14 protein-coding genes are annotated in these 21385 nt (G+C 73.3%); 8 read left to right on the top strand and 6 right to left on the bottom strand.

The genetic code is table 11. The annotated features are described in order from the left end of the window. Positions 1 to 39 precede the first annotated feature (39 nt). The 4 genes from ACIG5E_RS14605 (at position 40) to ACIG5E_RS14620 (ending at position 3100) form a co-directional block, all read left to right on the top strand. Positions 40 to 519, top strand: a complete 480-nt coding sequence (locus ACIG5E_RS14605) for an ATP-binding protein (RefSeq protein ID WP_396533755.1) — start codon at positions 40 to 42, stop codon at positions 517 to 519. Positions 520 to 751: 232 nt separating this feature from the next. Then, the gene (locus ACIG5E_RS14610; protein ID WP_396533756.1) at positions 752 to 2395 is read left to right on the top strand and encodes a threonine/serine exporter ThrE family protein; all 1644 of its coding nucleotides are present in this window, start codon (positions 752 to 754) and stop codon (positions 2393 to 2395) included. A 56-nt stretch (positions 2396 to 2451) separates the two neighbouring features. Further along, positions 2452 to 2781: a WhiB family transcriptional regulator gene (locus ACIG5E_RS14615; protein ID WP_396533757.1), complete on the top strand. Its 330-nt coding sequence runs from the start codon at positions 2452 to 2454 to the stop codon at positions 2779 to 2781. Between the two features lie 163 nt (positions 2782 to 2944). Continuing rightward, entirely contained in the window at positions 2945 to 3100 is a 156-nt protein-coding gene (locus ACIG5E_RS14620; RefSeq protein WP_396533855.1) for a DUF6131 family protein, read from the top strand. Between the two features lie 146 nt (positions 3101 to 3246). Here the strand turns inward: ACIG5E_RS14620 and ACIG5E_RS14625 are convergent, their stop codons facing one another. The 6 genes from ACIG5E_RS14625 to ACIG5E_RS14650 all read right to left on the bottom strand — a co-directional run bounded on the left by ACIG5E_RS14625 (position 3247) and on the right by ACIG5E_RS14650 (position 15476). Continuing rightward, the gene (locus tag ACIG5E_RS14625) at positions 3247 to 3495 is read right to left on the bottom strand and encodes a hypothetical protein (protein WP_396533758.1); all 249 of its coding nucleotides are present in this window, start codon (positions 3493 to 3495) and stop codon (positions 3247 to 3249) included. A gap of 215 nt (positions 3496 to 3710) precedes the next feature. Continuing rightward, positions 3711 to 4406 carry a formyltransferase family protein gene (locus ACIG5E_RS14630; RefSeq protein ID WP_396533759.1) on the bottom strand — a complete coding sequence of 232 codons (696 nt, stop codon included), beginning with the start codon at positions 4404 to 4406 and terminating at the stop codon, positions 3711 to 3713. A 2-nt stretch (positions 4407 to 4408) separates the two neighbouring features. Beyond that, entirely contained in the window at positions 4409 to 5662 is a 1254-nt protein-coding gene (locus tag ACIG5E_RS14635; RefSeq protein WP_396533760.1) for a cytochrome P450, read from the bottom strand. Then, positions 5659 to 7443: a beta-ketoacyl synthase N-terminal-like domain-containing protein gene (locus ACIG5E_RS14640; RefSeq protein WP_396533761.1), complete on the bottom strand. Its 1785-nt coding sequence runs from the start codon at positions 7441 to 7443 to the stop codon at positions 5659 to 5661. Before ACIG5E_RS14640 ends, ACIG5E_RS14635 begins: the two co-directional genes overlap by 4 nt. Before the next feature lie 78 nt (positions 7444 to 7521). Beyond that, entirely contained in the window at positions 7522 to 9345 is a 1824-nt protein-coding gene (locus ACIG5E_RS14645; protein ID WP_396533762.1) for an amino acid adenylation domain-containing protein, read from the bottom strand. After that, positions 9342 to 15476, bottom strand: coding sequence for an acyltransferase domain-containing protein (locus ACIG5E_RS14650; RefSeq protein WP_396533763.1), 6135 nt, complete (start codon positions 15474 to 15476; stop codon positions 9342 to 9344). Before ACIG5E_RS14650 ends, ACIG5E_RS14645 begins: the two co-directional genes overlap by 4 nt. Before the next feature lie 845 nt (positions 15477 to 16321). Here ACIG5E_RS14650 and ACIG5E_RS14655 point away from each other — a divergent pair. The 4 genes from ACIG5E_RS14655 to ACIG5E_RS14670 all read left to right on the top strand — a co-directional run bounded on the left by ACIG5E_RS14655 (position 16322) and on the right by ACIG5E_RS14670 (position 21376). Then, the gene (locus ACIG5E_RS14655; RefSeq protein ID WP_396533764.1) at positions 16322 to 17668 is read left to right on the top strand and encodes an MFS transporter; all 1347 of its coding nucleotides are present in this window, start codon (positions 16322 to 16324) and stop codon (positions 17666 to 17668) included. Positions 17669 to 17686: 18 nt separating this feature from the next. Continuing rightward, positions 17687 to 19483: an acyl-CoA dehydrogenase gene (locus ACIG5E_RS14660; protein ID WP_396533765.1), complete on the top strand. Its 1797-nt coding sequence runs from the start codon at positions 17687 to 17689 to the stop codon at positions 19481 to 19483. Between the two features lie 332 nt (positions 19484 to 19815). Further along, on the top strand, positions 19816 to 20418 hold the full coding sequence (locus tag ACIG5E_RS14665; RefSeq protein ID WP_396533766.1) for an LmbU family transcriptional regulator: 603 nt from the start codon (positions 19816 to 19818) through the stop codon (positions 20416 to 20418). Positions 20419 to 20584: 166 nt separating this feature from the next. Then, the gene (locus tag ACIG5E_RS14670) at positions 20585 to 21376 is read left to right on the top strand and encodes a phytanoyl-CoA dioxygenase family protein (protein WP_396533767.1); all 792 of its coding nucleotides are present in this window, start codon (positions 20585 to 20587) and stop codon (positions 21374 to 21376) included. Positions 21377 to 21385: the final 9 nt, after the last annotated feature.

Below are 21385 nucleotides of genomic sequence, written 5' to 3' on the forward strand. Positions count from 1 at the left end.
AGCTGCCAGAGCGTCGTCGATCCGGAAGGGTGCCCTCACATGACGATGAGCCGGGGAGCCCTGGACGGCGACCCGCACCGGGCCGGGCTCGTGCCGCCCGGCGGCGGCCAGCGGCGGCGGTTGCCCCTCGTCGGGCTGCCCAAGCCGGTCGCCCGCGCCAGGGCCCACACCGTCGGGGCGCTCGGCGACTGGTGCGCCCCCGCTCCGGAGCAGGGCGCCGGCGGCGGGATCGCCGAGGACGTCGTCCTGGTGGTCGCCGAACTCGTCGGCAACGCCATGCTGCACGGCGGCGGCCCGCTCGAACTGGTCCTCGACCTGACCGGGGCCCGGCTGCGGATCGAGGTCAGCGACCGCACCGCGGACCTGCCCGCGCCACACGAACCGCACCACCCCGCCCTGCCCGGCGGCCACGGTCTGTTCATCGTCCAGCGGACAGCCGACCGTTGGGGCGCCGAGCCGCACGCCCTGGGCAAGACGATCTGGGCCGAGTTCGACGCCTCGCGCCTCCGGGGCGTCTGACCCGGCGCTCGCGGGGGCGACGCGGTCAGGACGCCCTCCGCAGCGCCGGCAGCAGGGTCTCCCGCGCCCAGTCCAGGAAGGCGGGCCGGGGCGTGTGCCCCGAAGTCGGCGGTCCTCACGAGGGCGCGCAGGCACCGGCCGCGCTCCCGGCGGAACGTTCACGAATCGATGGCACCGGGTAGTCGGATGGGTGCGATGAGTATTCAAGTGGGGGGTGATGCAGGGAGCGACGATGCCGGAACACGAGGAGTTCGGCGCCCGGGCCGAAACGGCAGGTCCGGCGAGCCGACGCGTGCCGCCGCAGGGACGACCGGATGAGGCCGAGCGGGCCGACCCCGTCTCCGGAAGACCGCCCGGAGCCCCGGCACCGCCGCCCGGGGCCGGTACCGGCGCGGCCGGAGCGGCCGGAGCGGAGAGCGCGGGCAGCGAGGCCGACGCCACGGTCCGCTGGCCCGACCTGATGCTGCCGCTGCTGCGCACCCCGACCACCTCCCGTCCGCTGATCGGCGACTACGGCGGGGCCGGCACCGGCGCGGACGAGCCGGGGCCCGCCGAGGTGGCCGCCGTGCTGGACCTGGCCCTGCTGGTGGGCGAGCTGATGCTGGCCTGCGGCGAGGCCGCGGAGGACGTCGAGGCGGCGATGCTCGCCGTCGCCCGGACGTACGGCGCCCGGCCCTGCGATCCCCAGGTCACCTTCACCCGGGTGGCGATCTCCTACCAGCAGGGCCCGGGCGGGCCGCCGGTGACGTCCGAGCGCTCCGTGCACCACCCCGCCGGGGACTACGCGGGGCTGGCGGCGCTGTTCCGGCTGGTCACCGAGATCACCGCGGGCCGGCTCGCCGTGGACGTCGCCCACCAGCGGCTGAGAGCCGTGCGCCGGGACTGCCGCCACTACCCGGCCTGGGCCCTGGCGCTCTCCTCCGGCCTGCTGGCCGGCGTCGCGACGCTGCTGATCGGCGGCCGGGCCGACGCCCGGGCCTGGCTGGTGTTCGTCGGCGCCGTCGTCACGGCCATGGCGGGCAACCGGCTCGCCGCGCTGGTCGGGCGCCACGACCTGCCGGAGTTCTACCGGATCGCGACGGCCGCGACGCCGGCCGCGGTGGTCGGCATCCTGATGTCCTTCAACCAGCTGCACCTGCGCGGCTCGGTGGTGATCACCGGCGGGCTGTACGCACTGCTGCCCGGGTGGCCGATGGTGGCGGCGGTGCAGGACGGCCTCGCCGGCTTCTACCTCACCGCCGCCGCGCGGCTGCTGGAAGTGCTGTACCTGCTGGCGGGGGTGGTCGTCGGGGTGATGTCGGTGCTCTACGTCGGCGTCAACAACGGCGCCGACCTGGCCGCCCAGAGCGTTCCGGCGTCGCTGTCGAACCCGCCGCTCCAGCTGGCGGCGGCGATCCTGCTCGCCCTGGCCTTCGCGGTGCTGCTCAACACCGAGCCGGGCACGCTGCCGGCCGTCCTGGTCAACAGCATGGCCGGCTGGACGACGTACGCCGTACTCATCGACGCCGGCGGGGAGCCGATCATGGCGACCGGCCTCGCCGCGGTGCTGGTGGGCCTGTCCGGTCAGCTCATGGCCCGCTACCGGGGCAGCTCGGCGCTGCCGTTCGTCACCGCCGCCCTGGGGCCGCTGCTGCCCGGATCGCTGCTGTACTTCGGGCTAGTCGCCTTCGTCCGGGGCGAACCCGAGACCGGGCTCAGCGGTCTCGGGCGCGCCACGGCCACGGCGATGGCCCTCGCCATCGGCGTCAACCTGGGGCGCGAGGCGGCCCGGCTGTTCCTCCCGGCGCCGAGTGCGCCTCCGGCCGCCTACCGGCGCGGGGGCCGCCACCGCCGCCGGGGAGCGGCCGACGGGCATGAACGCGCGGGACGGGGTTAGACGGGTGGTGCCCCACTTCGACAGGTGGGGCACCACCTCGACCGGAAGGATCCGCCGTGGCCGACCTCTCCCGCCTGCCCGAAGCGCCCGAGCACGACCGGGACCCCGAGCGGGACCCCGAGCGGGACCCCCGGCCGGAGGGCGCCTGCCGCACCGTGGACGGCGCGATCCCCTTCCTCGCCGCCCTCGCTGCCCCCGAGCAGCACGGCGTCGCTGCCAGGGAACAGGAGGAGGCGGCGAAGGCGGTGTGCGTCGGCTGCGCGGTCCGGGTGGAGTGCCGCCGTCGCGCGCTCGCGGTGCGGGAGCCGTACGGCGTCCTGGGCGGGCTGACCGCGGAGGAGCGCCGGGCCCTGTTCACCAGCGACCCCGTGCCCCGGGCCGCCTGACACGGGAGGCCGGTCGGGGGTTTGCCGGGCGGATGCGGCGGTAGACGCGGCTCAGGGCCTGGCCGGAGAAGTGACGGCTCCGCCACCCGGGGACGGCTCCGGCGCCGAGCGCGCCGTAGCCGGCCTCCCCGACCGCCGTCCCCGCACCAACCGGGAGGACATCGTGATCGTCCTTGGCGTCATCCTGCTCATCGTCGGGTTCCTCATCGGACTTCCGATCCTGTGGACCATTGGAGTCGTCCTGGTCGTCATCGGCCTGGTCCTCTGGGTCGCCGGGGCCGCCGGACACGCCGTCGGCGGACGTCGGCACTACTACTGACCCGCCCCGGGCGGGCCGCGAACACAGGGTCGGGGGGGGGGGGGGGGGGCGGGCGCCGCCGCGCCCCCCCCCCCGCCCCCCCCCCCCCCCCCCCCCACCCCGGCCGTCCGCCCATGCACCCGCCGTGCCCGCGGACAACGCTCTCCTCAGGGCGCCACGGCGTCCGCTGCGGGCGGCTCCGGCTCGTCGTCGTCGCCCTCGGCCTTCTTCCGGACGTCGGCCGGGGTGGGGGCCGTGATCGAACGCTCCTCGGCGGACCGCTCCCGGTCACCGACCCGTCCCTCGGCCTTCTTCCGGACGTCGGCCGGGGTGGGGGCCGTGATCGAACGCTCCTCGGCGGACCGCTCCTGCGCCGGTTCGTCCGGTCGGGTCCCGTTCTCGTCGCGCGTGGTCATGGCTCGCTCCCTTTCCGAGGTGTCAACGGGTGGGACATCCGGCGGCTGCCCCGAGAGCCCGGGCCCGAACCGGGCGGCGGACGGAACCTCCGCCGGGGCACGGCATCCGCTCGGGGCACGCCGGCTCTCCGACCGTAACCCGGCGCCGCACGCCGTGCCGCCGGATCAGGCGACGGCGTCCGGCTCCAGGTCGTCCGGGCTCGCGTCCGGCCCCCTCACCCCTCGTGCAGCGCCCACCGGCTGCCGTCGACCCGCGCCGTTCCCGGCAGGGCGATCAGCTCGGGCTTGAACAGCGGTGGCGCGCCCATCGCGGGCTCCCAGGTGGCCAGCTTCTCGTCCTGGGGGACTTCGATCCGCCGGTCGGCGGCGAGGTCGGTGACCACCTTCAGCAGCAGCCGCACGCCGAGCGGCGCCAGGTGGTCGCGCCACAGGCTCCGGGCCGTCGAGCCCGGGGGCACGAACAGGTGCTCCTGGGCGGCGATCGGGCCGCCGTCGGTGCGCTCGGTGAGGTGGTAGACGCTCCCGCCGGTCACCTTGTCGCCGTCGCGGATCGTCCACCGGATCGCGTCCCGGCCGCGGTGCAGCGGCAGCAGGCTGGGGTGGTAGCCGATGGTCGCGACGGCGGCCCTGGCGCGGGTCTGGCGGCCGAGGAAGGCGTGCGAGTGCGCGGCGAGGATGATGTCCACCCCGTCCGGGACGTGCCGCGCGCGCAGTTCGGCCGAGTCCGTCCAGGGGATGTCCCGGGGGTACGCCCAGGAGCGCAGGCGGTCCCAGCACATCGCGTTGCCCTCATCGGACTGGCCCTTGCGCAGCCGGGGGGCGGCCGCGCCGACGATCTTGTGCCCTTCGTCCAGCAGCGCCTCCGCGACCTGCACCGCGAACGCGCCCTGCCCTGACAGGTAGATGTGCATCGTCACTCCTTCAGCCCGGCGGGATCGGGCTCGAACCGCACCGGCAGCGTGGAGAAGCCGGTCAGGAAGTTGGACCGGATCGGCAGCGCCTCGCCGGTCTGCTCGAACCCGGTGGTGAAGTCCCGCAGGGCGGTGAGCAGTTCGGCGATCTCCACCTTGGCCAGGTACGAGCCGACGCAGAAGTGCGGGCCGTAGCCGAAGGCGAGGTGCCGGTTGGGGGTCCGGCCCAGGTCGAACACCTCGGGCCGGTCGAAGACCCGCTCGTCCCGGTTGCCGGAGGCGTGCCAGAGGGTGACGATCTCGCCCGGCCGCAGCCGCACGCCGTGCAGTTCGGTCTCGCGGACGACGCTGCGCCCGAAGTGCATGGTGGGCGACGCCCAGCGCAGCACCTCGTCCACCGCGGTGTCGACGGCGACCTCGCGCTGCTTGAGGCGCCGCCACTGCCCGGGTTGGGCGGCGAGGGTGCGGACGCAGTCGATCATCGTCAGCCGGCTGGTCTCGTCGCCCCCGATGATCAGGCTGTAGCAGTTGAGCACCACGTCCTCGTCGGTCAGCGGCACGCCGTCGACGGAGCTGGCGATCAGCATGCTGATCACGTCGTCGCCGGGCGTTTCGCGCCGTTCCTCGGCGAGGTCCATGAAGTACATCAGGATCTCGTTGCGGGCCACCTCGGAGTCGACCTCGTCGACGTCCTCGTCGTCCGCGGACAGCGCGGTCTTGGTCAGGCTGAGCAGGTAGTCCTGGTCCTGTCCGGGCACGCCGAGCAGGTTGGAGATGGTGGTCATCGGGATCCGGGCGGCGATCTGCTGCGCGAAGTCGCAGCCGCCGGACTCGACGGCCTCGCGGATCCACTGCCGGGTGTTGGCCCGGACGGTCCGCGCGACCTCGTCGAGCACCCTCGGCGAGAGCACCCGCTGGAGGATCTTGCGCAGCTCGTGGTGCCGGTGCCCGTCGGTGACGGCGAGCATCCGGCCGGCCCCGGCGTCGCCGCCGCCCAGCAGGGTGACAAGGACGTTGCCGCGTTCGGAGGTGAAGTTCAGGTCGTCCCGGTAGGTGGTCATGATGTCGTCGTGGCGGGAGAGCACCCAGAAGCCGCGACGGCCGTCGACGGGTGGGTTCCAGTGCACCGGGGCGGTGTCCCGCAGGGTGCGCCACAGCTCGTTGAGGCCGGGGCCGTCGGGGTCGTGGCCCGCGAAGGTGGCCGGGTCGCCCAGGTCCAGGGTGGCCGGTGCCGGTGCCGGTGTGCGCACGGTCACCAGTCCTGACGCCAGAACCGGCGGGGCTGGAACGGGTAGGTGGGCAGCGGCACCCGGTGGCTGGTCTCGCCCACGTGCAGGGCGTCGAAGTCCACCTGCCGGCCGGTGACCCAGGCGGCGGCCAGCTCGGACAGCGCCCGCTCGTCCCGGCCGGACGGCACGATCCCGTGGTCGGTGCGGGAGAAGGCGTCGGCGTCGGTCCGCGGGGCGGCGGCGGTCGTGGTGGCCGAGCCGCGGGCGACGTCCTCGGACAGCGCCGCGATCAGCTCGGCGCGGCTGCGGACCACGGCCGCCCAGCGGCGGGGCATCACCCTGCGGCCGAGGTTGAGGCTGAAGCAGACGTCGTCCAGCCGGAGTTCGGGATTCGCCTCCAGCCAGTCCCGGAGCCGCGCGCGCTGCCGGGCCAGGGCGTCGTCGTCCAGGGCGGACAGGGTGGCCAGCCGCGGCCGGCCCTCGACCTCGGGGGCGCGCCCGGCCGCCGTCGGCGCCTCCTCCAGCAGCAGGTGGGCGTTGTAGCCGCCGCCGCCGATCGAGGTGATGCCGGCCCGGCGGATGCCCGCCTCCGGCTCCCAGTCGGCCCCTTCGAGCTGCGGCACGAAGGGGGTGCCGGGGAAGTCGAGGTCCGGGTTGACCTCGGTCAGGTTGATCGTCGCCGGGAGCTTCCGGTGGTACAGGGCCAGCGCGGCCTTGATCGCGCCGAAGCCGCCCGAGACCACGCCGCCGTGGCCCACGTTGCCCTTGACCCCGCCGATCGAGGTGGTCGCGATCTGCTTCCCGAACGCCATGCTCGCCGCGTGCACTTCGAGTTCGTCGGTCATCGGCAGGCCGAGCCCGTTGGCCTCGTACATGGACACCGTCTCGGGGGCGACGCCGCCGACTTCCATGGCGCTCGCGATGCAGGCGCTCAGCCGCTCGGGCTGGGCCAGGCCGTACGCCATCGCGCTGACCCCGTTGTTGTTGACGGCCGAGCCCTTGACCACGGCGTAGATGTGGTCGCGGTCGGCGACGGCGTGGTTCAGCGGCTTCAGCAGCACGGTGACGACACCGCTGGACAGCGCGGTGCCGGTGCCGTTGGCGTCGAACGGCCGGCAGTGGCCGTCCTTCGACAGGACGCGGTTCTCCTCCCAGAGGTGGCCGCGGGGGTGGGGCAGCCGGACCATCGCGCCGCCGGCGATCGCCATGTCGGTCTGGCCGAGCAGCAGCGACTGACAGGCCAGGTGCACCGCGTAGTGGAAGCCCGCGCAGACCGCGGCGACGGTGACGGCCTCGCCGGTGAGGCCCATGTAGTACAGGGCGTTGGAGGTCATGGTGTCCGGCGACCACGCCAGGCTGGCCTCGATCGCCTCGGGGCCGACCGACACCCGGTCCGGCGGGGAGCCGTAGAGTGCGGCGGTCTGCGGGTTGTTGGCGCCGTACATGCCGATCTCGGCGCGGAGCCGGTCCGGGTCGTAGCCGCCGTCCTCCAGCGACTCCCAGGCGCTCTCCAGGAACAGCCGGTTCTCCGGGGTCATCGCGGCCGCCATCCGGTCGCTGATGCCGAACACCGACGGGTCGAACTTGTCGTACGTGTCGAGCACGCCGCAGGCCCGGACGTAGAACGGGTTGTGGATCAGCGTCTCGTCGACGTGGATGTCGTCCTTGGCGAGGAAGGAGATGGACTCCCGGCCGTGGACGAGGTTGTCCCAGAACTGCTCCTTGGTGCGGGCTCCGGGCGCCCGTAGGGACATGCCGATGACGGCCACATCGCCCGGGTCGTAGTCGTGTTGGGGGTTGTCGGTCATGGGAGGGTCTCTCCTGCTCCGTTGTCGAGTGAGGGTGGCTCAGCGGCTCAGCGGCTCAGCGGCTCAGCGGCTCAGCGATCAGCGGCCGGCGCCGCCGCGGCCGCGCAGTGCGGCGCGACGGTTGCCGGCGCGCTCACGGGCCGACCGCACCACCTCCGGGGTGGCACCGCTCTCGTCGTCGAGCCATCTGGCGAGGGAGGAGATGTCGCGGAAGCTGAAGAGGTCGGGCACCCGGACGCGGCGCTCGAAGCGCCGGGTCATCAGCCGGGCCAGCCGGACCAGCAGCAGCGAGTCGCCGCCGAGGTCGTAGAAGGCGGACTGCACGTCGATGCTCGACGGTTCGAGGCCCAGCAGCTGGCCCCAGATCTCCGACAGGGCCACCTCGGTCGGTGTGCCGGCGGCCGTCAGCGTCCCACCGGTCCCGGCGGCCGGCGGCTCGGGTAGCGCGTTGCGGTCGAGCTTGCCGCCCGGCCCGAGCGGCAGGGCGGGCAGCAGGACGAGCGTCGCGGGCACCATGTAGTCGGGCAGTTCGACGGCGAGCCGGCCGGTGACGGCGCTCTGCAGCGCGGCGTCCAGCCGGGGGCCGTCCGGCTCGGCGCCCTCGCCCGCGGGCACGACGTAGCCGACCAGCCGGTTGCCCCGGACGACGGCGGCGGCCTCCCGGACCTCGGGGCAGCCGGTCAGCCGGGCCTCGACCTCCTCCAGCTCGATGCGGTAGCCGCGCAGCTTGACCTGGTGGTCGGTGCGGCCGAGGAAGCGCAGTTCGCCGCCGTCGGTGAACTCGACGACGTCCCCGGTGCGGTACATCCGCTCGCCGCTGCGGAAGGGGTCGGGAAGGAAGCGTTCGGCCGTGGTGCCCGGCCGGTTGACGTAGCCGTGGGCGAGGCCGACGCCGCCGAGGTAGAGCTCGCCGGACGCACCGGCCGGGAGCTGCCGCAGCTGCTCGTCGAGCACGTAGGCCCGGGCGGTGGCCGTCGGCGGGCCGATCGTCGGCTCGCCGGTCCCGTCCGCGGGGACCGGCCCGAAGGAGCAGAACACGGTTCCCTCGGTGGGGCCGTAGGCGTTGAACACCCGCTCGGCGCCGGTCTCCCGGTACGTCCGGTCCACCAGCTTGCGGCGCAGCGCCTCGCCGCCGAACACCACCGAGCGCACGTTGGGCGGCAGGGCCCCGGCGTCCAGCAGGCCGTTCATGACGGACGGGACGACGTTCAGGTGGGTGATCCGGTCGGCGTACCGGCTCTCCGCCAGGTGCACCGCGCTCTCGACCAGCACGACGGCGCCGCCGCGGCAGAGCGCGTTGAAGATCTCCATCACGGACATGTCGAAGCAGACCGAGCTGGCCGCCGAGACCCCGCTCAGGTCGCAGCCCTCCAGGACCCGGTCCAGCTCGGCGAGCATCGCCGTGCAGCCGCCGTGCCGGACGGCCACGCCCTTGGGCTTGCCGGTGGATCCGGAGGTGTAGATGACGTACGCGGTGTCCTCGGGCACCACCGGCACGGGCCGCGCGCCGGGCTCGGTGCGCACCGTTTCCCCCAGTACGACCACCGTCGGGCCGGGCGGGCAGGCGGCCCGGGAGGCGGGCGTGGTGAGCAGCAGACGGGCGCCGCTGTCCTGGACCATGAAGGTCAGCCGGTCGGCGGGGTAGTCGGGGTCCAGCGGCAGGTAGCAGGCGCCGGCGCGCAGGGCCGCCAGGATGCCGACCAGCAGGTCGGGGGTGCGTTCGACGCAGATGCCGACCGGGACGCCCGGCGCCGCGCCGGCGGCGGCCAGCTGCTCGGCCAGCACCCGGGAGCGCTCGTTCAGTTCGCCGTAGGTCAGGACGCCGGAGTCGGAGTAGACCGCGGTCGCGTCGGGGCTCTTGACGGCCTGCTCCAGGAACTCGGAGTGCAGGGTCGCGGTCACCGGTCGGTCTCCTTGGGCAGTGTTCCCCCGGTCAGTGTTCCGTCGGGCGGTGTTCCCTCGGGCAGGCCGGCGGACGTGATGTCGCCGAGGGGCAGGTCGGGTCGGGCGATCGAGTCGAACAGCACGCTGCGGTACAGCGCGAGCAGTGCGGTCACGGTGGGCCTTTCCAGGTAGCTCGGTTTGAACTGGACGTGGCCGGCCACCTCGCCGTCGATGTCGGCCATCGAGATCTCCAGGTCGAACTTGGCGAGGTGCCTGCGCACTTGGAGCGGCTCCAGCGGCAGCGCGCCGTCGGGCGTGAGGGTGGTGCCGACGCCGTGGAAGAGCTTGACGGAGCGGGGGAAGGCGTCCGAGGACAGCCAGTTCACCACCACGTCGAACCACGGCGAGCGGCCCTCGGCGCGCGGCGGCTTCAGCTGGGAGGCCAGCAGGTCGAGCGGGTAGTTCATGTGCTCCAGCAGGCCGAGCGAGAACGCGTGGACCTCGCGCAGCAGTTCGCGGAAGGTGCGGTCGGCGGCGGGGTTCGCCCGGACCAGCACGGTGTTGAGGTAGTAGCCGATGGCGGATTCCCAACCCGGCTCGGCGCGTTGGGCGATGGCGGTGGCCAGCACCGAATCCTCGGTGCCGACCGCCCGGTTGAGCGTGGCGAAGAACCCGGCGAGGACGACGGTGCTGATCGACACGCCCTCGCGCACCGCGAACTCCCGCAGCAGGCGGGTCTCCTGGGCGCTCCAGCGGAACGCCAGGTCGCGGCCCTCGTAGGTGACGCCCGGCGGCCGCTCCTTGGCGGACAGGTCGAGGTGGGCGGGCGGATCGGCGAGCTTCTCCGACCACCAGTCCAGCGCCGCGTCGGCCGCGGGGCCCGCCAGCCACTGCCGCTCCCAGGCGACGAACTCGGTGTACGGGGCGACGGGCGCGCCGGCGGCGGGGTCGGCGCCCTCGTAGTACTCCTGGAGTTCGCGGATCATGACGTCGGCCGAGGCCGCGTCCGAGGCGATGTGGTGGACGAGCACCAGCAGGTAGTGGTCGGCCGGTCCGCGCGTCAGGAGGACGACCCGCACCAGCGGCCCGTTGTCCAGGTCCAGCGGCCGGTGCCCGTGCCGGGCCAGCTCCTCGCGGGCCTGTTCGTCGTCCAGGTCGGAGCCGTCCACCACCAGGAACTCGTACACCGGCTCGTCCAGGATCACCTGGTACGGGCTGCCGCCGGCCTCCACGAAGAGTGTGCGCAGCGCGGGGTGGCGCGTCATGACGGCCCGTACGGCGCGGTCCAGGGCCTTCTCGTCGACCGTGGCCCGGATCCTGGCCGTCACCATGAAGTTGTAGGGCACGGCGTCCGGCGAGACCATCTGCATGAACCACAGCGAGGCCTGGCCGTGCGAGGCGGGCGCCAGTTCGAGGCCGAGGCCCCCGGCGCGCAGCTGGTCCAGCGCGGGTGCGTCGGTGGCCTCCAGCAGGCCGCGGGCGTGCAGCTCGTCGAGCAGCTCCTCGGCGTCCAGTTCGGACAGTTCCGCCGGGAACATCCGGGGCGGTACGGCCTCGCCGGCCTCGCCGGCCTCGCCGGCCTCGCCGGCCTCGCCGGCCTCGCCGGCCTCGCCGGCCTCGCCGGCCTCGCCGGACGCGCCGGACGCGCCGGACGCGCCGGACGAGACGGACGTGACCGGAACCGGGACGGGCTTCACCGGCTCCGGCACGGCGGCCGGTCCGGCGGTCAGCTCGACGAAGTGGCCGACGACCTCGGAGATCGCCCGGCCGTCCAGGAACACCACCGGCGACACCCGGTGCCCGAACAGCGACTGCAGCTTGTTGACGAGCCGGATCGCCAGCATCGAGTCGAGGCCGAAGTCGAGCAGGCTGGCGTTCGGGTCGAACCGGCCCACCGGCACGCCCAGCGCGTCGGCGAGCTCGGCGAGGACGACCTCCGCCACCGGCCGGCTCTCCGCCGGCTGCTGCTCCACCGGCCGGGCCTCGGACATGGCCACGGACACGGGCGCGGCCACGGTTTCGACGGCCGGGGTGCGGAGCTCGGTGTCGATCCAGTAGCGCTCCCGCTGCCACTGGACGAGCGGGGTCTCCACCACCTCGACGTCGTCGGCGAACAGCCCGTCGAAGGCCAGCGGCAGGCCCCGGACGAACAGCGAGGCGACGGCGCCCAGCAGGCAACGGAGGTCGCTCTCCTCGCGCCGCAGGGAGTTGATCGCGTGCACCCGGGCACCGCGGGTCAGGGCGATCTCCTCGACCGCGCCGCGCAGCGTCTCGTGCGGGCCGATCTCGATGAAGGTGCCGACGCCCTGGTCGACCAGCGCGCCGATGGTCTCGGCGAACCGGACCTGGTTGCGCAGGTTGTGCACCCAGTAGTCGGCGTCGGCGACGGGGTTCACCGCGCCGGACACCGCGGTGGAGTGGAAGTCGAGGCCGGGCGACAGCGGGGTGATGCCGTCGAGGGCCGCGCGCAGCGGCGGAATCAGCGGGTCCATGCCCGGGCTGTGCACCGGCCGTTCGACCCGGATCCGCCGGACGGAGATCCCGTCCCGCTTGAGCTCGGCCTCCAGGGCGTCGATCGCCTCGGGGGAGCCGGAGACCGCCGCGCTGGTGGGGCTGTTGACCACGGCGACGGCCGCGTGCTCGGCGTACGGCGCGAGCCGCGGCAGCAGCTCGGCCTCCGGCAGGTCGACCGAGATCATGGCGCCCACGGCGGCCTCGCGCTCCAGCAGGTGCGAGCGGGCGACCACGACCCGGGCGGCGTCCTCCAGGGACAGCGCACCGGCGACGCAGGCGGCCGCGACCTCGCCCAGGCTGTGCCCGACCACGGCGGTCGGCTCGATGCCGAGGCCGAGCCAGACCTTCGCCAGCGAGACCTGCAGGGCGAACAGCACCGGCTGCTGGAAGTCCATCTCCTCGTACCGGGCCTCGTCGGCCGGGGCGGCGAGCTGCTCCAGCACCGAACAGCCGCCGGCCGCGCGCACGGCCGCGTCGCAGGCGTGCATCCAGCTGCGGAAGCCGGCGTGCGAGCGCAGCAGTTCGCGGCCCATGCCGACCCACTGGGTGCCGCCGCCGGAGAACACCAGCGCCACCCGCCGGTCGACGTTGCCGGAGACCGTACCCGTGAGGACGTCGTGGTGCGGCTGATCGGCGGCGACCCGGGCGAGCCCGTCCAGGACGTCCTGCCGGTTGCGGGCGAACAGCGCGATCCGGTGGCCGTGGTGGCTGCGCCGGGCGGCGAGCGTGTAGGCGAGGTCGGAGACCCGCAGGCCGGGGTCGCGTTCGACGTGGTTGGACAGCTCCCGGCAGGTGTCGGCCAGCGCCTCCGCCGTACGGGCCGTGACGGGCACTAGGTGCACCTGCTCGTCGGCCGCCGTCCCGGCGCGGCTCGGCGCTACGTGCCGCCCCCGGTCGCCGGCCAGGAACGGATGGGCGGCGACGGGCAGTCCGGCGGTGTACAGGGCGCCGAGCGAGCCGAGCAGGGTCGCGGCCTCGTCGGCGCCGCGGCGCATCGAGGGCAGGGTGGTCGCGGTGAGGATCTCCGACGCCGACTTCAGCAGCAGCGGGTGCGGGCTGAGTTCCACCACCGCGTCGACGTCGTGGTCGCGCAGCCTGGTCAGGGCGTCGACCATCCGGATCTCCCGGCGCAGGTTGTCCGCCCAGTAGTCCGGCCCGAGTTCGGCGCCGTCGACGGCCTCGCCGGTGACGGTCGAGATCATCGGGATGCGGGCGGTCCGGGGCCGGATGCCGTCGAGTTCGACCTTCAGCGGGGCGAGGACGTGGTCGACCAGCGGGGAGTGCGGGGCGTGGCCCATCCGCACCCGGTGGTTGGTGACGCCCGCGTCGGTCAGCCGCCCGACCAGCTCGTCGATCTCCTGCGGGGGGCCGGTGACGAGCGTGGAGCGCAGGCCGTTGCGGCCGGAGAGGGTGAGCCCGCCGGTCAGGTACGGGGTGACCTCGTCGGCGGCGGTCATCACCACGATGCCCTCGCCGCGCCCCACGGCCAGTTGCTGGAGCAGTCGGCCGTGGTGGGCGGCCAGCCGGGAGGCGTCGTCGAAGTCGAGCGCACCGGCGATGTGGGCGGCGGCGAACTCGCCGACGCTCTGCCCCACCACGACGTCCGGCTCCACCCCTAGCGAGCGCCAGGCCTCGGCCAGGGCGACCTGGAGCGAGAACAGCAGCGGCTGGAAGACGTCCATGTCGTCCAACCGGCCGTCGGGGGAGAGCAGTTGGTCGACCAGCGAGAAGCCGAGCAGCTCCCGCATCCGCCGGTCCGACCTCATCATGGACCGGCGGAACACGGGCAGACCGGCGAGCAGTTGCCGGCCCATGCCCACCCACTGGGAGCCGTTGCCCGAGAACAGGAACGCCACCCGGGGCTCAGCGCCTGTCGCCTCCCCGACGCTCAGCCCGTCGGCCCTCGCACCGCTGCCGAAGGCGTCGAGGCTTGACCGGAGTTCGGCCATGTCGCGGGCCGTGGCCGCGAGCCGGAACGCGCCCTCGCCGGGCGTCCGGCCGCACAACGCGCGCAGGTCGCTCTCGTCGCGCAGTGCCCGGGCGCGGTCCGCCAGCTCCTCCCGGGAGTCCGCGGCCAGCAGCAGCAACGAGGCCTCTGGGCGGGGCAGTTCCTCGACCGCTACGTGGCAGATCGCACCGCCGAAGCCGAACGAGCTGACGCCGCCCCGGCGGGCGTCGGAGCGCCGCGGCCACGGCGTCAGCCGGTCCTGGACGGTGAGGTCGTACTCGTCGAACATGATCTGCGGGTTCGGCGCGCTGTAGTGCAGGCTCGGCGGCAGCACGCCGTTGCGCATCGACATCGCCAGCTTGACGAGGCCGACGATCCCGGCGGCCGCCTCCAGGTGCCCGACGTTGGACTTGACCGAGCCGAGCCGCAGCGGTTCCGTCCGGTCGCCGCCCAGCACCGCGCCGATGGCGTTGGCCTCGATCGGGTCGCCGAGGGGCGTCGCGGAGCCGTGGCACTCGATGTAGTCCACCAGGTGCGGTGCGATGCCCGCCCGCCGGTACGCGGTGCGCAGCATCTTCTCCTGCGCCTGGGGGTTGGGCGCCGTCATGCCGTTGCTCAGGCCGTCGTTGTTCGAGGAGCTGCCCTTGATCAGGCAGTAGACCGGCAGGTCGCGCTCCAGGGCGGTGCTCAGCGGGGCGAGCACGACGACGCCGGCGCCCTCGCCGCGGACGTAGCCGTTGGCGCGGGCGTCGAAGGACTTGCAGCGGCCGTCCGGGGCGAGCGCGCCCATCTGATCCATGGCGGTGTAGTAGTCGGAGACGAAGCTCAGGTTCACGCCGCCGGCGAGCACCAGGTCGCTCTCGCCCAGCTGGATCGACTGGCACCCCACGTGCACCGAGACCAGCGATCCGGCGCAGGCCGCGTCGATGGCCATGCTGGGGCCCTGCAGGCCGAGCAGGTAGGAGACGCGGTTGGCGATGATGCCGTCGTGCATGCCGGTCGCGGTGTGCGGGGTGATCTGGCTGTCGGGGCCGCGGTAGTGGGCCAGCGCGGCGTAGTCGCCCCAGCAGGAGGCCATGAACACCCCGGTGTCGCTGCCGACCAGGCTGTGCGGCGCGATGCCCGCGTCCTCCAGCGCCTCCCAGGACAGCTCCAGGATCAGCCGCTGCTGGGGGTCCATCTGGACGGCCTCGCGGGGCGAGATACCGAAGAACAGCGGATCGAAGCGGTCGATGCCGTCGATGAACCCGCCCCAGCGCACCCGGTCGTTGAGCAGCTCGCGCCGTGCGGCCGGCACCGGTCCGACGGCGTCGCCGCCCTCGACCAGCAGCCGCCAGAACGAGGCCGGGTCCGGTCCGCCGGGGAAGCGGCAGCCGATGCCGACGACCGCGACGGGCTCGTGCGCGCTCGTACGGCGGCCGCTGCGCCGGCCGCCGTCCGGGGCGGGCTCGGTGGCACGCGGACCGTCGACCAGCGCGCGGGCCAGTTCCTCCACGCTCGGGTACTGCCACAGCCAGGTGGCCGGGACGGGCCGGCCGACGAACTCCGACAGGGCCGCGGCGAGGGCCACCGACTTCGCGGAATCCAGTCCGTACCGGTGCATCGGCGTCCGGCGGTCCACCGCGTTCGCGGGCACGGCCAACAGCTCGGAAACACGGGAGAGCAGGAATTCCGTGACGGCGGACATGTCTCGCACTGCGCGTTCTTGGGGCATGGCGACTCCCTGGGCAGGGCGGATGGAATGGGGGGTGCGGAGCTTCACTGCCGACCGGGGCCCGGCGCATGGACGGCCCGCGGTGGCCGAATTCAGCCGCGTTCGGAATCCCGGAGCACGAGCGTCAGGACAGCTCGGGTGATCGCGGGTCAGCGGCCCACTGTGAAGTTCTCGCCGACGCGTGCGGCTCCTGCCGATCGGTCCTTCGGCACGTTCGCCTGCCGAGGATTCCGCGGCGCTGCTGTCTCGATCCGCCCCTGGGCGGAGAACGGGGGAATCACGGAAACCCCCGCCGGGGCAGGGGGGATTCGGTGTGGGTGGGCGTCGAGGTCGATAGTGTCAAGCGCAATGAAAACGCGAATCGAAGTGCATCGGATCACCAGGTATTCACCGACCAGTGGGTATGAGAGTGCCACTTGGTGAATGGCGAGACAAGCGTCGTTCGAGGGATGGGTGGGGCACTGGCGGGATCCGATCGCCAAAGTGTCCGATTCGATCTGCTTGCGAGCTCGGCGGACGAACGGGTGCACCAGCGCCACGAGTTGGCGGACGCGGAGAAGAACGATCCGCACACGACGGGCAGTTGAACCAGGCGGCCCCACCGCGAGCGCGGGGCGGGGTGGACAGCGGTCAAGTCACCCGGGCAAGCTGATCCACATGCCAGTTGCGAGCCTTGAGACGGCGTCAGTCGGTACGGACCGCTCCTTAGCCGGTCGGCACTTCCCGCAGCGCAGGGTGGTCACGCCCGCCGGTGCGGCACGGCGTGGCGACCACCCCGCCCGGACCCGCACCGGTCGCGGCAGCGAGGGCGGGCTCGTATGACCGACACCGCGGTCGCGCCGCTGACCCGACCGGGACTGGCCCTCGGAGTGCTCGCCGGGGCGCTCGCTCTGGACGTGAGCGGCCTCGGGGTGCTCAACGCCGCCCTGCCGTCCGTCGGCACGCGCTTCGACCTGGGTGACACCACACTCCAGTGGGTCATGACCGCCTACGCCGTCACCTTCGCCGGCTTCCTGCTGGTGGGCGGCCGACTGGCCGACGTGCTCGGCCGGCGCCGGGTGTTCGAGGTGGGCGTCGCGGTCTTCACCGCCTCCGCGCTGGTCGGCGCGGTCGCACCGAACATCGGCGTACTGCTGGGCGCGCGCGCCGTCCAGGGCATCGGCGCCGCCCTGTCCGGGCCGGCCGCACTGGCCCTGCTCTCCGAGGCGTTCCCGGCCGGTCCGGCGCGCAACCGGGCGTTCAGCGTCTACGCGGCCGTCGGCGCCGCGAGCTTCAGCGGCGGGGTGCTGCTGGGCGGCGTCCTGACCCAGTTCTTCGGCTGGCGCTCGGTGCTGTGGTTCTCGGTGCTGCTGGGGCTCGCCGTGCTGGCCGTGACCCGCATCGGACTGCCCGACGGCGCCGGGCACAGCGGCCGGCTGGACCTGCCCGGCGCGATCTCGGGCACCCTCGGCCTCACCCTGCTCGTCGTCGGCGTGAGCAGCGGCGGCGCGACGGCCTGGATCGTGCTCTCCGCCGCGGCCCTCTTCCTGGTGCTGTTCGTCGTCCGCGAGCACCGCACCGCCGACCCGGTGCTGCCGCTCGGCCTCTTCCGGCTCGCCCCGGTGCAGTCCGCGAGCCTGGCCGCGTTCCTCCAGTACATGGGCTCGGTCGGGATGCTCTTCTTCGCGCCGCTGTACCTGCAGGGGATGCTGGACTACTCCCCGTTCGAGTCCGGACTCTCGCTGGTGCCGATGTCCCTGGCCGTGTTCCTCACCGCCAACTTCGCCACCGGACGGCTGCTGGCCCGGTACACCCCGCGCACCCTGATGGCCGTCGGCCTGGTGCTGATCGGCGTGGGCACCGGCCTGTGGCTGGCCACCCCACATGAGGGCGGCTATGTGACGTACGTGCTGCCCGGCCTGGTGCTCAGCGGCGTCGGCCAGGGCCTGAACTTCCCCTCGATGACCTCCGCCGCGCTCACCGGCGTCCCGGCCGAGCAGCAGGGCGTGGCCGGCGCGGTGAACGTGGTGACCCAGCAGATCGGCGCCAGCATCGGCGTGGCGCTGATGGTCCTGGTGGCCGGGACCCGCGAGGACCAACTCGGCGGCTACCATCTCGCCTACATCACCGCCGCCGTCGCGTGCGTGCTCGGCGCGGCGGTCATCGCCCTCAGGCGCCAGCACTGAGGGGAAAGGCCAGGCCCCATGACCTCCCTGCTGCTCTCCCGCCGCGACCTCGACTTCCTGCTGTACGAATGGCTGGACGTCCCCGCGCTGACGAAGCGGCCGCGGTACGCCGACCATTCGCGGGAGACCTTCGACGCCGCCCTGGAGCTGAGCGAGCAGGTCGCCACCCGGCACTTCGCGCCGCACAACAAGCGGAACGACGCCGAGGAGCCGCGCTTCGACGGCGAGCGGGTCCACCTGATCCCGGAGGTCCGGGAGGCGCTGACCGTCTTCGCCGGCACCGGCCTGCTCGGCAGCGCCATGGACCACGAGGTCGGCGGCGCGCAGCTGCCCTGCGTCGTGGCCAACGCGTGCTTCGCCTGGTTCCAGGCCGCCAACCCCGGCACCTCGGGCTACCCGTTCCTGACCGTCGGCAACGCCAACCTGCTGCTGGCGCACGGCAGTCCGGAGCAGATCGACACCTACGTCCGGCCCATGGTGGAGGGCCGGTTCTTCGGCACCATGTGCCTGTCCGAGCCGCAGGCCGGCTCCTCGCTGGCCGACCTCCGCACCCGCGCCGAACCGCAGGACGACGGCACCTACCGGCTGTTCGGCAACAAGATGTGGATCTCCGGCGGCGAGCACGAACTGTCCGAGAACATCGTCCACCTGGTGCTGGCCCGGATCCCCGGCGGGCCGCCCGGGGTGAAGGGCCTCTCGCTGTTCATCGTGCCCAAGGTGCTGGTCGGCGCGGACGGCTCGCTCGGCGAACGCAACGACGTCGTGCTCGCCGGGCTCAACCACAAGATGGGCTTCCGGGGCACCACCAACACGCTGCTCAACTTCGGCGAGGGCGTTCACCGGCCGGGCGGCGAACCCGGCGCCATCGGGCACCTCGTCGGGGAGCCGCACTGCGGCCTGGCGTACATGTTCCACATGATGAACGAGGCCCGGATCGGCGTCGGGCTCGGCGCCACCGCACTCGGCTACACCGGCTACCTGCACGCCCTCGACTACGCCCGCACCCGCCCCCAGGGCCGCCCCCTCGCCGCCAAGAGCGCGGGCGGCCCGCAGGTGCCGATCATCGCCCACGCCGACGTCCGCCGCATGCTGCTGGCCCAGAAGTCCTACGCGGAAGGGGCGTTGGCCCTGGTGCTGTACTGCGGCCGGCTCCTCGACGAGGAGCGCACCGGCGCCTCGCCCGAGGACCGGGCCCGCGCCAAGCTGCTGCTGGACGTCCTCACGCCCATCGCCAAGAGCTGGCCCTCCCAGTGGTGCCTGGAGGCCAACAGCCTCGCCATCCAGGTGCACGGCGGCTACGGGTACACCCGCGAGTACAACGTCGAGCAGTTCTACCGCGACAACCGGCTCAACCCCATCCACGAGGGCACCCACGGCATCCACGGCCTGGACCTCCTCGGCCGCAAGGTCGTCATGGACGGCGGCGCGGGACTGCGGCTGCTCGCCGAGACCGTCTCCGCGACGACCGCACGCGCCAAGGCCACCGGCGGTGACGCCGCCGAGTACGCGGAGCGGCTTGACGAGGGTGTCCAGCGCATCGTTTCGGTCACGAAGCGACTGTGGGGAACCGGCGACCCGGAAACGGCTCTGGCCAACGCCAGCGTCTACCTCGAAGCGGTCGGCCACACCGTCGTCGCCTGGCTCTGGCTGGAACAGCTCCTCGCCGCCGAGAACGGCAACGAGCCCTTCCACGAGGGCAAGCGGCACGCCTGCCGCTTCTTCTTCCGCTACGAACTCCCGAAGACCGAGGCCCAGTTCCAACTCCTGGAGAGCCTGGACCGCACCACGGTCGAGATCCCCGACGACGCATTCTGAACCCGGTCAGACACCTCATTCCCGGTCCAGGTCGAAGGCGACCATGTCCCGGCAGGCGGGGTGCGGCGCGTCGGCGGGGGAGTACCAGTCGCCGGGGTGGGCGGACCGCGTCCCGTCTGATCTGCGGTTTCTGACGTGGTCATGTCCCGCCGGCGGGACGGCGGGCAGGGCCGCGGACGGGGCGTAGGGCAGGGCCGTCCGGGCGTGGCGGTTCTCGATGGCTGGTCTAGACCTTGAAGCGGCGCCGTTCCCTTCCCCAGAATGATCGACTGTTGCTGAACAACGGGGAGGCAAGGATGCGAGGGGCGGATCGGCAGGATCGTGTGAGGATCGTGGGCAGGCGCGCCGGGCGGAATTCCGAACTCTCCCGGGACCAGACCTCGCTCGCCCTCCCGGCAAGACTCCCGATCGACGTGTGGACGCGCATCGGGCAGGATCTCGGCGCCGCCGCGGATTCCGTCACCTGGTGGCTCGGCGACTGGCTCGTCTACGGCCAGGACCGGTATCCGGAGCGCTACCGGAGGGCCATCGACGAAACCGCACTCGACTACCAGACGCTGCGGAACTACGCCTGGATCGCCCGGAAGTTCCCGCCCGGGCGCCGTCGGCCGGCCCTGAGCATGCAACACCACGCCGAAGTCGCCTCGCTGGATCCCGAGATGCAGGACAACTGGCTGGACCGGGCCCAGCAGGGCGGCTGGTCGCGCAACGAACTCCGCCGCCGGATCCGCGCCGCCACGACGCCGGGCGCGGGCGCGCGACCCCTTTCCGTCGAACTCAGGCTCGCCGTCACCCAGGCCCGCCACGGCCTCTGGGAGGACGCCGCGGACCGCGCCAACTGCGACCTGTCCGTCTGGATGCTGGCCGTCCTGGACGCCGCCGCCCGCCACGGTGCGGAGGGCCGCGACCGGATGCGGATCGCCGACGCGGGCTGACCCAAGCCCCCGGGCCACCCGGTGTGAATACCGTCCGACAGCCGGACCGGAACCGGAATACGAAATGCGACGGCGGAATGCGGCCCGCCGTGCTCCGCCATGCTCGCGCGGCCCCGGCCACGGCGCATTCCACCAACCCGGACCGTACAAGGGAAAGGACCATGCCATGACAGTGAGCGCACACCTCGACCTGGTCAGTGCATTCCGGGAGGACGGATTCGTCTTCGCCGGGACCCTGCTCACCGCGGACGAGGCCGAGGCGTACCGGGAGATCTACGACCGCTTCCTCGCCGGTGAGATCGAGAGCGGCGACAAGCGCTCCGACCTCGGCTCGCACGCACCGAGGGCGGACGGCGTCCAGGCCGGCGTCGAGAACATCACCCAGATCATGTGGCCCTCCGCGCTCCACCCGCCGATCCTCGACCTGCCGCTGCACGGGCGGGGCCTGGCGCTCGCCCGCGCGCTGATCGGCGACGACGCGATGCTCGACTTCGACATGCTGATCCACAAGGCGCCGCACACCGCGGTGCCCACCCCCTGGCACCAGGACGCCGCCTACTGGATCGACCTCCCGGACACCCGGGCCGTCTCGATCTGGGTCGCCCTCGACGACGCCGGGCCGGACAACGGCTGCATGTGGTACGTCAAGGGCTCGCACACCCGGCCGCTGCGCCCGCACCGCCCCACCAGCGACGGCAAGAACATCGAGTGCGACTGCTCGGAGGACGAGCCCGGAGCGACCCCCGTGCCGGTGCGGGCCGGGCAGGGCGTCGCCCACTCCGGCAGCACCCTGCACTACTCCCGCGGGAACACCAGCGACCGGCTGCGGCGGGCGTACATCCTCAACTACCGTCCCGCGGCGATGATCCGGCTGGAGCGCGAGCAGGGGGCCGACCACGGCCTGAACGTGAACGAGCGCAAGGTCCGCAACACCGGCGCCGACCAGGCCGCCGACTGACCCGTCCGC

This window comes from Kitasatospora sp. NPDC053057 (genome assembly GCF_044546945.1).
Classification (GTDB): Bacteria; Actinomycetota; Actinomycetes; order Streptomycetales; family Streptomycetaceae; genus Kitasatospora.

Coding starts and splice junctions, on each gene's coding strand:
- ACIG5E_RS14640 (WP_396533761.1), bottom strand. CDS start 7,443: ATGACCGACAACCCCCAACACGACTACGACCCGGGCGATGTGGCCGTC.
- ACIG5E_RS14670 (WP_396533767.1), top strand. CDS start 20,585: ATGACAGTGAGCGCACACCTCGACCTGGTCAGTGCATTCCGGGAGGAC.
- ACIG5E_RS14605 (WP_396533755.1), top strand. CDS start 40: ATGACGATGAGCCGGGGAGCCCTGGACGGCGACCCGCACCGGGCCGGG.
- ACIG5E_RS14630 (WP_396533759.1), bottom strand. CDS start 4,406: ATGCACATCTACCTGTCAGGGCAGGGCGCGTTCGCGGTGCAGGTCGCG.
- ACIG5E_RS14625 (WP_396533758.1), bottom strand. CDS start 3,495: ATGACCACGCGCGACGAGAACGGGACCCGACCGGACGAACCGGCGCAG.
- ACIG5E_RS14655 (WP_396533764.1), top strand. CDS start 16,322: ATGACCGACACCGCGGTCGCGCCGCTGACCCGACCGGGACTGGCCCTC.
- ACIG5E_RS14610 (WP_396533756.1), top strand. CDS start 752: ATGCCGGAACACGAGGAGTTCGGCGCCCGGGCCGAAACGGCAGGTCCG.
- ACIG5E_RS14650 (WP_396533763.1), bottom strand. CDS start 15,476: ATGTCCGCCGTCACGGAATTCCTGCTCTCCCGTGTTTCCGAGCTGTTG.
- ACIG5E_RS14660 (WP_396533765.1), top strand. CDS start 17,687: ATGACCTCCCTGCTGCTCTCCCGCCGCGACCTCGACTTCCTGCTGTAC.